Consider the following 11,740-nt stretch of genomic DNA (forward strand, 5'->3'; position numbering starts at 1 on the left):
CCCCGCCGTTAATTGAGCGAACGCACCATTACTGACAAACTCATAAAGGAGATCAGGCTCCTGGATAATCTGTTCATTCCACTCTGGATGGACGATAATCGGCCGATATCCCTCCAGTTGTAAATCATACAATAACTTTTTAGCAAACCACGGCACTCGCTCATGTGGAAATTCCACCAGCACATAATTGGTGTGTTCATTGATCGTCAAAATTTCGCCATTTTTTAAGTCATCTACAAACTCCCCATACACGCGTGTTTCCTGGCCTGGCAATACTGTTAAAGGGATGTTCTGTTCAGCTAATGCTTCATTTAACTTATTTACTCTAGGAATAATTTCAGATTTACAGTTATCAAACCTGGTCGTTTTGTGGTGAGGTGTGGCGACAACTTCCGTAATTCCATCTTCCACAGCCGCCTTCGCCATTTCAATGCTGTCCTTAAGGGAAACGGCTCCATCATCGACCCTGGGTAAAATGTGGCTATGTAAATCAATCATAACTAGTGGCTCCTTTCGATGGAAGATTAAATTTCAGAATAATCTTTCTTTTACATCATCATACACTTCTCCTAGTTCAAAACCAAGACTAGCGTATTGTCCTACTATTAATAGCTAAATAAATAGAGACGATAAATTAAGTAAGCAAATTTATCGTCTCTACTATAAGGTTTATTTAAAATGAGTGACGGAATTGTTTACATTAAATCGAAAAGTATCGCTTAAATTCCAATAGATAAATATTTCGTTTCTAAAAATGCCTCAATTCCTTCAGCTCCACCTTCTCTTCCTAGACCACTCTGTTTCATGCCGCCAAATGGGGCCTGGGCTGCAGACGGCGCCCCATTGTTCCAACCGATAATGCCATACTCCAGAGCTTCGGCAATTTTCGTGCCACGGCTCATATTCTCTGTGAAGAAATAGGCGGCTAATCCAAACGGTGTTTCATTAGCGAGGCGGACTGCTTCTTCATCAGATACAACTTTTTGCACAGGGACAACTGGACCAAAGGTTTCTTCCGTCATGCAGAGCATGTCTTCTTTCGTATTAAGCAAAAGGGTAGGGGCATAAAAGTTTCCACTTAGGGACTCATCTAGATATCCTTTGCCGCCAACCGCGACTTCTGCCCCTTTTTCTACTGCATCCTCTACGTGACGTACCACTTTTTTATACCCTGCTTGATTAATGACAGGACCGATATCTACTTGTTCTTCAAGACCGTTGCCTACTTTTAACTCTTCTACCTTTTCTTTTAATTTGCTCACAAACTCATCATAAATTCCTTCTTGAACATATAAGCGGTTCGCACAGATGCAAGTCTGTCCAGCATTTCTAAATTTGGAGGCAATCGTCCCTTCTACCGCTTTTTCTACATCCGCATCATTAAGAACAATGAGCGGTGCCTGCCCTCCAAGTTCAAGCGAAATATTCTTGACTGAATCGGCACTTTGCTTCATAAGAAGCTTGCCTACTTCTGTGGATCCTGTGAAGGTCAATTTGCGAACGACTTCACTTTTTTGGATGGTTTCACTAAAGACCTCATCAGGAGTGAGGACCATATTCACAACACCCTTCGGAATTCCTGCTTCCTCGGCACATTCCATAAATAAGGCAGCCGTAAATGGTGTTTCTCTTGGTGGTTTGACAATGAATGTACAGCCGGCGGCAAGGGCAGGAGCCAATTTTCTCGTGATCATCGCTGCAGGGAAATTCCATGGGGTTATAGCAGCAACCACGCCAACTGGTTGTTTAAGAACCTGAATGCGTTGATCCGCGCTTTTAGAAGGAATGGTTTTGCCATAGATCCGTTTTCCTTCTTCCGCGTACCATTTAATAAAGGATGCGGCATACATAACTTCTCCTCTTGCTTCCTTCAGAGGTTTGCCATTCTCCCATGTGATCATCTTGGCGATTTCTTCTTTTCGGTCCAACACTTTATGATAGAACTCTTCTAGGTATCGTGCTCTTTCCTCTGCCGGGAGTTCCTTCCATTCCTCAAAGGCTGACTGTGCTCCTTCAATAGCTCTCTTTAGGTCTCCTTTTGTCCCCAATGCCATAGTTCCGATAACTTTGTTTGTCGCAGGATTACTGACCTCAAAGGTATCTGCCTCTTCTCCTATCCATTCCCCATCTAGATAATTCAAGTATTTCAACGTTTCCATTGTCATCACCCTTTGTATTTATTCATCATTTATAGAAGTTTATTTATGCTTCTCTTCGTAAGCAGAAATAAAAGTCCAGATTAAGAACTACACTACAAGTGCCTGTCCCCATCATCATGGAATGGGAGACAGGCACTGTTTAATAGTTAGATTACTAGATTTAATTAAAGAATGTTTTGAATAGGTGTGACTTCGACACCGTTATGGTTAAGTTTCTCATGGATTGTTTTGGCTAATTTGACTGCTCCTGGAGTATCTCCATGAATGCAGACGGTTTCTGCCATTACATCCGCATCGTTTCCTGTGTGGGCGGTAACTTTCCCTTCCTTTACCATGCGGACGACGCGGTCTGCCATTGCATCATAATCGCCTATTTCTGAACCTTTACGGGTCATGATGATGGATCCTGTTTCAGTATGTTCACGGTCTGAGTAGGTCTCTTTAGCGACACGAACGCCCATTTTCTCTCCAACTTCAACGACGGCGGAATTATTCATGGCAAATACGATCATATTGTCATCCGTTTTTGCGATCCCTTCAAGAATGGCTTTTGCTATCTTTTCGTCTTCCATAGCCATCATATATAGCGCGCCGTGGGGTTTGCAATGGGCGATAGGGACCCCATTGGCCCGAGCGAACTCTCGTAAAGCCCCTAATTGATAGAGAACATAGTCTTTTATTTCAGAAGCCGTACAGTTCATATGCCTGCGACCAAATCCCATTAAATCAGGAAAAGCTGGATGTGCACCGATTTGGACGTTGTGTTCCTTCGCAAGTTCTATTGTCTTCCTCATAATAGTGGGATCGCCCGCATGATATCCGCAAGCAATATTGGCTGAAGTAATATAAGGCATCATTCCTTCGTCATTGCCTAACTGATACAAACCAAAGCTTTCTCCCATATCGCAATTCAAATCTACCTTCATTTAGCTTCCTCCTTTCCTTTTTTCCTAGTCTGCAAGTAATCCGTTGTGTATTTCCCTTCCCTGAAATCCGATTCATTCAATAATTCTTTGAAGAGAGAGATATTTGTTTTTATTCCTTCTATTTCTGTCTGATCAATAATCTCTTCTAGCCTATCAAATACTTCATTTCTATCCTTGCCATGAACGATAATTTTCCCAACCATTGGATCGTAAAATGGGGACACCGTGTTCCCTTCCTCATAGGCAACGTCAAACCGCCCTAATTCTTCCGGCAGCTTGAATGTTTTCAGCTTACCCGGAGAAGGAAAATACGTCTCAGGGTCTTCAGCATAAAGACGGGCTTCAATGGCATATCCACTCTTTGTAACCTCATCCTGAGAAATATTTAAAGGTTGATTTGCAGCTATTCTTAGTTGCAGCTCAACAAGGTCCAATCCAGTAATTCCTTCTGTAACCGGGTGTTCCACTTGAAGACGGGTGTTCATTTCAAGAAAATAATACTCCCCTGTGTCATTATCAAAAATGAATTCCATTGTACCTGCGTTTGTATATCCGATTTCCTTGACACCTTTGACTGCGCTTTCACAAAGCTGTCCGCGTAGTTTTTCATCCAAGAATGGTGAAGGACTCTCTTCTACCACTTTTTGATTTCTGCGCTGAATGGAACATTCCCGTTCGAATAAGTGCAATGTATTTCCTTCATTGTCTGCAATGACTTGTACCTCAATGTGACGGGCTTTAGAAATAAATCTTTCCAGAAAGACAGTGTCATCTCCAAAAGATGAACCGGCGGTCTGTTTAGCAGAAGAAAAGGATTTCTCTAACTCTGCTTCATTTTGAACAACGTGCATTCCGATTCCACCGCCCCCAGCACTTGCTTTTAACATAAGTGGATAGCCGAGATCATCTGCAATCTCTTTGGCGTGTTCAACAGAATCCAATTGCCCATCCCAGCCTGGAACGACCGGAACCCCTGCCTTTTTCATATGACGGCGGGCTTCAATTTTATCTCCCATTAATTCGATCTTGTCGGCATCCGGCCCAATAAAGGTAATTCCAGCTTCTTGACAGCTTTTTGCAAATTTAGCATTTTCAGATAAGAATCCATAGCCAGGATGGACGGCTTCTGCTCCCGATTTCTTTGCAACGTCCAGAATCTTATTTATGTCCAAATAACTTTTGGAAGCCTGTGAGGGACCGATCGAATAGGCTTCGCTCGCTTCTCTCACAAATGGTGTATCTTCGTCTGCATCGGAGTACACAGCAACAGTCTCAATCCCCAGTCGGTTACATGTCCGAATGATACGACGTGCAATCTCTCCACGATTAGCAATTAGAATTTTATTAAAATAAGGCATATCTCCACTCCCCAATTTCGAAGTTATTCTAGTTCTGCAATGACTTGGCCAGCTTCTACCACATCGCCATCTTCTACTTTGATACTTTTAATGACTCCGTCAGCTTCAGCCTTAATTTCTTGGAAGCTTTTCATAACTTCCACAAGGCCTACGGCATCTCCAGCTTTAACAGCTTTCCCTTCCTCGACATACAGTGGTTTTTCTGGTGCTGGTCTACGATAAAATACTCCTGGTAACGGGGATACGATCTCACTCATAATTAATTGCTCCTTTTTAATTGGATTGGATCAAATTTCTGATCTCTTCTAAATTTTGCTTAGTCTCTTTACGTGCTTCCAGTGCTTCATCAAGCGTGACAGAAACGAATTTGATCTTTTCATTCGTCTTGGCTTGGGCAATCCGATTCAAGTCTGTACTGATGATCGTGGCAACAGTAGCATAGCCCCCACCTGTAACGGCATCATTCAATAGGGCTATGGGTTCCACGCCATCCGGTATTTGAATGGAACCGATAGGGTACCCGAGATCGACAACATTGGAAGGGTTGCTGCCTGCACCAAACGGCTGCTCACGTGGAACAAAGTCCAACCGCTCTCCTTTTAACCGGTAACCCACACGGTTAGCCTCTGGCGTTACAGTCCACTCTAAATCAAGAAAACGCTGTTTGCTTTCTTCGGTTAGTCGATAGCTGCACAAACCGATAATAATGCGGATGTCGTGTTTGGTTGTAAATTGAGGGACATATTGTTCTGGAACAGAAGTACCTATCTTAATGTCTCTTTCTTTCATGTTTCCAATTGACAAGGAATCATCTGCTTCCAATGCCCTTCCCTCATAACCTCCAATTCCACACAGTGTATAAGTAGATCTAGAGTCCATGATGACGGGGACGTCAATACCTCCAGCGACCGCCAAATAAGCTCTTGCTCCTTGTTTTACAAAATCAAAAGACAATACGTCGCCTTCCTTGACTTCAAGAGTTTCCCACATTGGGACGTCTTCTCCATTAATTTTTGGCGGGATGGTCCCTCCAGTAATGGCGATAGTGCTATCCTTTTCAAAAGCAAGTTCAGGCCCCATCATAGTAATTTCCAAACAGGCTGCACCTTTATCATTGCCTACAAGCAGGTTCGCAATTCCATAAGAATATTGGTCTAATGCGCCAGATGGAGGCATCCCTGTCTCGTAGTAACCTATCCTTCCATCATCCTGTACTGTCGTCTGCAACCCTGGCTTTATTACCTTAATCATTATATAACCTCCTCAAAACCTTTTGAGAAAATGCATCCGGGTCTTTTAACACATCATCAGGTTTGAATTGGAATTCCTTTTTCCTATATTCAAATGTCCCAGCTTCCACCTGTTCCCGTATTGCGTCATATTCGTCTCTTGAAACAGATCGGTACCGGAAAATATCTCCTTGACGCGGGAAAACCATTGATTCCTGAAAATCCGGAAGCTTTTGTTCTTTATCAAATACTGGTGTTGCTGATATACCAAACATCTGGTAGCCACCAGCACCTTGAACCGGGTAAATAACGGAGAATCCTCCCCCAAAACCGAAGCATCTTTCTGGTGTAAAAGTTCGTGGACGAACATATTTTGGTACTTCAATTTGCTTTTCGCGAGGAACAATTTGGAAACAGAATGGCAAACCTGGTACAAAGCCGATCATTGATACGAGAAACGGAGAACCTGTAATCGCATCAATGAATTCACCTTTGGAATCATAGCCATTTATTCTGGCCGCATATTCAATATCTGTTGATTCCGGATCCTGGTGACGATCCCGAAACTGCATAACTGCTTCATGTGTCCATGGGTCTTCAAATAGTACTGGTACATCTACTAAGCGTGAGTTGATCACAACATCATCAAGATTTTCGACAGAGCTCTCCAGTTGTTTCAACTCGTTAATCAAGTCATTCGCTGCTAATTCATCTGGATTGTAACGGACCATATAAGAGGCATTGGAAGGACAGATGTCCAGTACGCCTGGAATGTTTTTCTTTTTCAGCTTTTCAGTGATCGCCATGGCTTGAAAGTTTACTTCGAGATTCATGTCTTCACTCATTTCGACGAAGATGAATTCATCTCCACCATAACTGTAACGGGTAATAAAATCGTTCATTGTTAAATCACCTCTCTCCAATATTTAAAGAACCTTCCATAATAACAATTTAGTCAGCTGCTTTTTCTAAGATGGTACGAAAGGATTTCTCAAGAATAGACAATCCTTCATCCAATTCTTCATCACTGATGACAAGCGGCATTAAGAAACGAATGACATTTCCGTAGACTCCTGCACCAAGGATCAACAATCCATTTTGCTGAGCATCTGAAATAATCTTACCGGCAAGTGGTTTATCTGGTGTCTTATTTTCTTTATCGCTTACCACTTCCACGGCAACCATAGCACCTAATCCTCGCACATCCCCTATACAATCCAGCTCTTCTGCAAGCTGATAGAAAACCCCTTTTACTCGCTGTCCGATAGCATTGGCGCGGGAGTTTAATCTTTCCTCCTCAATGATGTCAATAGCAGCAAGCGCTGCACGACATGCCAAAGGATTTCCACTGTATGTTCCACCCAACTCCCCAGCGTTGGCAGCATCCATAACTTCTCTTCTGCCAATAACACCACTAATCGGAGTACCGGCTCCTAAAGACTTAGAGACCGTAATGATATCAGGGACAATATCGAAGTGCTCGGAGGCAAAATAGCTCCCAGTACGGCCGAACCCTGTTTGAATTTCATCTGCAATAAACAGAATTCCATGTTGTTCACACAGATTTCTTACTGCTTGTACAAACCTCCTGTCTGGTACGATGAAGCCGCCTTCTCCCTGAACAGGCTCCATCACAACGGCTGCGATTGTTTCAGGAGCTACTTCACTAATTAGAAAATAGCTGAATTGTTCAATCATGTAATCGATATAGGCATCTTCACTCATCTCCTTAGGACGGCGATAGACATATGGGAAAGGCGCCTTATATACTTCAGGAGCAAATGGACCAAATTCAAATTTATACGGTTTCACCTTACTGGTCATGGACATGGTCATGAGGGTGCGTCCGTGGAAAGCGTTTGCAAAAGTGACAATACCTTGCCTCCCTGTGTACTTTCGAGCAACCTTAACGGCGTTTTCCACCGCTTCCGCTCCACTATTTTGTAAGAGTACTTTTTTGTCATGATCCCCAGGAGCAAGTTCAGCCAACCTTTCAGCTAAGGCAATATAAGGCTCATACATCATGACATTGAAGCCCGTATGAATGAACTTTTCTACTTGATCATGAAGTGCATCTTTTACCTTTTGGTGGCAATGCCCTACATTAATGGTTCCAATTGCCCCTGCAAAATCAATAAAGGTATTCCCATCAACATCCGTAACTTTTGCGCCCTCTGCTTTTTCGGCGAATGTAGGAATTCCGTAACTGACAGCATCAGGGACTATGTTATGTCTTCTTTCTAATAGATCGCCGGCAACCGGTCCTGGTAAATTCGTTTTGATGGATGAGTGTGACGTCATTTGTGTACCTCCCTAGTTAATTAAAGATGGATGGTCGATCTGACAAATCCTTCAGCGTAGATAACAAGTGATCCTCTATTGCCTGGCCCATGGCATCAACATCTTTCTTTTTGAACGCATCAACCACTCGAGTATGCTCTGGTATGGACTTCACATCTTTAAACGGAGTAATATAAAAATCGTCCTTTAGAATTAAATAGCCATCTGTCCATTGGTTAAGAGTTTTAATTTCTTGTAATAAATAATTGTTGCCTGAGATTTCTGCCGGATAAGAATGGATAAGCCCATTCACTTCCATGAATGCTTCAAAATCTTTTGCTTTATAAGCTTCTTTTTCTCTCTTCAGAAGATTCTCCATATAAACTACGTCCTCGTCCCTCATATTGACTAATGCTAATTCTGCAGCATATTTCTCCAATACAACGCGAAGGTTAAACACATCCTCCAATTCTTTATCGGAAGGGTTATACACGATCGCCCCCTTGTTAGGAACTAATTGAATCAAACCTTCATTCTCTAAACGCTTGAACGCAGCACGTATAGGTGTCCTGCTCATCTTCAGTTCTTTACTGACCCAGTCCTCTGTAACCCGTTGACCTCCAACCAGTTTTTTTAACATGATCGCTCTTTTCACCTGTTCATACGCTAATGCTTCATTATTTTTTCTGTTTGTCATTATCTAACCCACCATTGTATTCATAGATTGTATACAATCTGTCTAAGTTACTTATCATAATAACGTAAGCGATATCATTTTTCCAGTAATTTTTCAGAAAAAAAAGATTATTAACTAGATTTCGGCTATTGCAAAGGTTCACTACTAGAGGATCAGAAAAAAGTTCTAGTTGTAATATTTCCAACTTCAAAAAATCGTTTATGACTTTTGTTAAAAGAAACTCTCAATCAAAAAAAACTTGCCATGGGATTTTCCCATGACAAGTTTATCGTAATTGGCCCTTTTCCTTTATTAAATTAAATTTTAAACAGTTGATTAATTCAAATGATATCTAAATAAGCAATGACCAACATGCGCTAATACAGCATTGGAGATCCAGCCGTTTTTAAGCGAACTTATCTACTCGATTCGGATTTAACAGCCAGATCAATGAGTTAGCTAGAATAGGCATAACAAAGCACCGATACCATTATATGCTGTGTACATTCGCTCTCTAGTTCTCACAAAGGGATAGTGTGGACCGTACAGATGACGGTTAGCTGTTAATTGTCTTGGGACTTTTAGGCAGAGTAGTTGAAACCATTCCCATGACCTCTTTTAGCTACTGAATCTGCAAAAACCAATGGGAAGGTCGCAAAACTTTGGGTGATGAAACTGCATTCTAAGGGAGGTTATAGCATTAATAGACACTGCCTTCTAACTTTTCTTGAGTCATTGACTGATCATTGACCCATGACTTTGTTAAAAGACTCACTGTTACAAAAGCAATAAAAGATAAAATAATCGGCATGACCACATTATGCATCCCTAGTAAATTAGGGTAAAACTGATCCACAATGATATAAGAGACAATACCAACCACCATAGAAGCTAACGCACCATATTTATTCCCTGATTCCCAATAAAGCCCTAAAACAACTGGCCAAATAAAGGTGGCTTCAAGACCCCCAAAAGCGAACAAATTGAGCCATATCAGTAAATCCGGCGGACTCAGAGCCATCAAAAAGACTAGAACCCCAAGAATCGTGGTAACACCGAAACTCATTCTCTTCACGGTCGCGTTTGAGGCACCCGGCTTGATGTAATTCAAATAAACATCCTTCACAACCGCAGAACTGACAAGCAGCAGTAGAGAGTCTACTGTTGACATGATCGCGGCCATGGGAGCGGCGAGTACGATCCCAGCCAGCCAAGGTGGCAGAACCTCTTGAGCGATCATCGGCATCACTTTATCTCCCACTTCAATACCTGGTAAAATAGAGCGGGCGAAAACCCCGATTAAGTGCATGTTCAGCATAATAAATCCGACAACAATCGTTCCGATAATCAGCGCCCGGTGCATCGAGCGTGAATTTTTATAGGACATCGCACGAACCGTCACTTGCGGCAAACCGACGACGGCGACACCAACAAGAATCCAGAAGGAAGATACATAGGTTGGGGTTAAGCCTCCATCTGCGCCATATGGAGTAATTAAGTTGGGATTCTCAACCGTTAAATCGGACATGATATTCCCAATTCCTCCACCAGCGATGATGGTCGCAATTAACAGGATGAGTGTTCCGCCAAACATGACCACTCCCTGAACAGTATCCGTTAAAGCAACCGCTCTGAATCCACCGATAATGACATAGACAAGGACCGATACCGCAAAAATGGATAGTGCCGTCGTATAATTCAGGCCTGTCAGTGACTCAATCAGCCTGGCACCGCCCACCCATTGGGCCGCCATGGCTGAGAATAGAAATACAATAATACTGAATGCTGCCGTCAACACGACCCACTTGCTTTGGTACCGGCCTTTTAAGTAATCGATTAACGTGACCGCTTTGTACCAGCGGGCCATAATGGCAAACTTCTTCCCAAGGATCATTAACACAAAGTAACCGGTTGCCACCTGTGACATAGACAAAAGCACCCAGCCAAGCCCTTGATTATACGCAACTCCGGGACCACCAATAAAACTGCTGGCACTCCCATACGTGGCAATCATCGTCATCGCAAGGATGAATCCACCAAGCTGACGCCCTCCAAGAAAATACTCTTGCAGAAAAGAATCTTCAGACGTGTTCTTTAATGACTTGCTAGACCAAAAACCAACAAGGAAAATGACGACAAGGAAAATGAACAGAGTAAGAACAACACTTATATTCATGACTGTTCACCCTCTTCATCATCAAAAGGTACTTCGACAAACCAAACTTTCACCACGAAAATGACGAGTAAAATCATCACAATGAAGCCGAGCACACAGCTGTAAAAGAACCAGGCGGGAAGACCAAAGACGTATGTATAGTTTTCAGGTGATCGGTCGCCAAGGCCGTAGGCGAAGGCAAACCACCAAATAAAATTGAATAAAGCTAAGCCGACTCCAATGAAGGCTTCGCGATTAGCAATCGTAAATCGTTTATCCTGTTTCTTCTTTTGAGCCTTTTCCAACTCTACATCTCCTTCTTTCTAAGATCCAGCATTCTATGAACAAGTGTAAGGAGTTTGGCCATCTATCACAAGACATTTTTTCGATTCCTTTTCTAATTAAGTGATCATTAATCCTTTTTATCGACATGATTATAGATTGAAATTAAATTAAAGAAGGAATGGCAGTTTTAAGGTGAATTTTTATAAAATCGATAAACCCCCGGACAAGGTACACTTTTAAGAAAGCTACCATGGCCGGGGGTTTTCATAATTTCCCGTTAAAAATATAGGAATAAACGTTAACTACTTACGGAATAGCCCAAACAACTTCGATCGCTTCACCTTTTCAGGGACTAACGAATCGATCATTTCCCCTTCTACAACCGCTTCTGCATTCTCAGACAACAAGTAAACCATGTCTAACCCGTACTCTTTTCTCACTTCCGCATAAGCCTCCGTCAAACAAAAGCCTCGCTTTGTCGTGTTGTGAGCATCACACGAAATCAGATGGACCAAATTCGCATCCATTAATTCATACGAGAACTTCTTAAACTCTTTCCCGTAATGACCGCAGATACTGCCAGCCGTTAATTGAGTAAATGCTCCATTACTGACAAACTCATAAAGTAAATCCGGTTCTTTGATGAGCTGTTCGTTTCGCTCAGGGTGAACA

Annotated in this window: 12 protein-coding genes; all 12 read right to left on the minus strand. The window is 42.4% G+C overall.

Annotated features, from left to right (window positions below; translation table 11 throughout):
* On the minus strand, positions 1-498 hold a 498-nt coding region (locus tag LD39_RS09205; RefSeq protein WP_035545471.1), incomplete at its 3' end, for a tyrosine-protein phosphatase.
* 221 nt (positions 499-719) lie between these two features.
* Positions 720-2,159 (minus strand): NAD-dependent succinate-semialdehyde dehydrogenase, encoded by a 1,440-nt coding sequence (locus tag LD39_RS09210; protein WP_304413574.1) that lies wholly within the window; start codon positions 2,157-2,159, stop codon positions 720-722.
* 164 nt (positions 2,160-2,323) lie between these two features.
* Positions 2,324-3,085 (minus strand): LamB/YcsF family protein, encoded by a 762-nt coding sequence (locus LD39_RS09215; protein WP_035545474.1) that lies wholly within the window; start codon positions 3,083-3,085, stop codon positions 2,324-2,326.
* Complete coding sequence (locus LD39_RS09220; protein ID WP_035545476.1) at positions 3,082-4,443, minus strand: acetyl/propionyl/methylcrotonyl-CoA carboxylase subunit alpha; 1,362 nt, start codon at positions 4,441-4,443, stop codon at positions 3,082-3,084. The genes LD39_RS09215 and LD39_RS09220 overlap by 4 nt, the downstream gene beginning before the upstream one ends.
* A 23-nt stretch (positions 4,444-4,466) precedes the next feature.
* Entirely contained in the window at positions 4,467-4,700 is a 234-nt protein-coding gene (locus LD39_RS09225; protein ID WP_035545477.1) for an acetyl-CoA carboxylase, read from the minus strand.
* A gap of 16 nt (positions 4,701-4,716) precedes the next feature.
* Positions 4,717-5,694, minus strand: a complete 978-nt coding sequence (locus tag LD39_RS09230; protein ID WP_035545478.1) for a biotin-dependent carboxyltransferase family protein — start codon at positions 5,692-5,694, stop codon at positions 4,717-4,719.
* The gene (locus tag LD39_RS09235) at positions 5,687-6,574 is read right to left on the minus strand and encodes an allophanate hydrolase subunit 1 (RefSeq protein WP_035545479.1); all 888 of its coding nucleotides are present in this window, start codon (positions 6,572-6,574) and stop codon (positions 5,687-5,689) included. Before LD39_RS09235 ends, LD39_RS09230 begins: the two co-directional genes overlap by 8 nt.
* Before the next feature lie 49 nt (positions 6,575-6,623).
* The gene (gene gabT, locus LD39_RS09240; RefSeq protein WP_035545481.1) at positions 6,624-7,973 is read right to left on the minus strand and encodes a 4-aminobutyrate--2-oxoglutarate transaminase; all 1,350 of its coding nucleotides are present in this window, start codon (positions 7,971-7,973) and stop codon (positions 6,624-6,626) included.
* Between the two features lie 16 nt (positions 7,974-7,989).
* Positions 7,990-8,649: a GntR family transcriptional regulator gene (locus LD39_RS09245; protein ID WP_035545482.1), complete on the minus strand. Its 660-nt coding sequence runs from the start codon at positions 8,647-8,649 to the stop codon at positions 7,990-7,992.
* A 679-nt stretch (positions 8,650-9,328) separates the two neighbouring features.
* Complete coding sequence (panF, locus tag LD39_RS09250) at positions 9,329-10,804, minus strand: sodium/pantothenate symporter (RefSeq protein ID WP_035545483.1); 1,476 nt, start codon at positions 10,802-10,804, stop codon at positions 9,329-9,331.
* Entirely contained in the window at positions 10,801-11,088 is a 288-nt protein-coding gene (locus LD39_RS09255) for a YhdT family protein (protein WP_035545484.1), read from the minus strand. Before LD39_RS09255 ends, panF begins: the two co-directional genes overlap by 4 nt.
* Positions 11,089-11,370: 282 nt before the next feature.
* A partial coding sequence (locus LD39_RS23060; RefSeq protein WP_035545485.1) for a CpsB/CapC family capsule biosynthesis tyrosine phosphatase occupies positions 11,371-11,740 on the minus strand: 370 nt, incomplete at its 5' end.

Source organism: Halobacillus sp. BBL2006 (genome assembly GCF_000786645.1).
GTDB lineage: Bacteria > Bacillota > Bacilli > Bacillales > Halobacillaceae > Halobacillus.

Excerpts from the sequence above, each read along its gene's own strand:
- LD39_RS09235 (WP_035545479.1), bottom strand. The coding sequence starts at position 6,574 with ATGAACGATTTTATTACCCGTTACAGTTATGGTGGAGATGAATTCATC.
- LD39_RS09225 (WP_035545477.1), bottom strand. The coding sequence starts at position 4,700 with ATGAGTGAGATCGTATCCCCGTTACCAGGAGTATTTTATCGTAGACCA.
- LD39_RS09230 (WP_035545478.1), bottom strand. The coding sequence starts at position 5,694 with ATGATTAAGGTAATAAAGCCAGGGTTGCAGACGACAGTACAGGATGAT.
- LD39_RS09220 (WP_035545476.1), bottom strand. The coding sequence starts at position 4,443 with ATGCCTTATTTTAATAAAATTCTAATTGCTAATCGTGGAGAGATTGCA.
- LD39_RS09215 (WP_035545474.1), bottom strand. The coding sequence starts at position 3,085 with ATGAAGGTAGATTTGAATTGCGATATGGGAGAAAGCTTTGGTTTGTAT.
- LD39_RS09210 (WP_304413574.1), bottom strand. The coding sequence starts at position 2,159 with ATGGAAACGTTGAAATACTTGAATTATCTAGATGGGGAATGGATAGGA.
- panF (WP_035545483.1), bottom strand. The coding sequence starts at position 10,804 with ATGAATATAAGTGTTGTTCTTACTCTGTTCATTTTCCTTGTCGTCATT.
- gabT (WP_035545481.1), bottom strand. The coding sequence starts at position 7,973 with ATGACGTCACACTCATCCATCAAAACGAATTTACCAGGACCGGTTGCC.
- LD39_RS09245 (WP_035545482.1), bottom strand. The coding sequence starts at position 8,649 with ATGACAAACAGAAAAAATAATGAAGCATTAGCGTATGAACAGGTGAAA.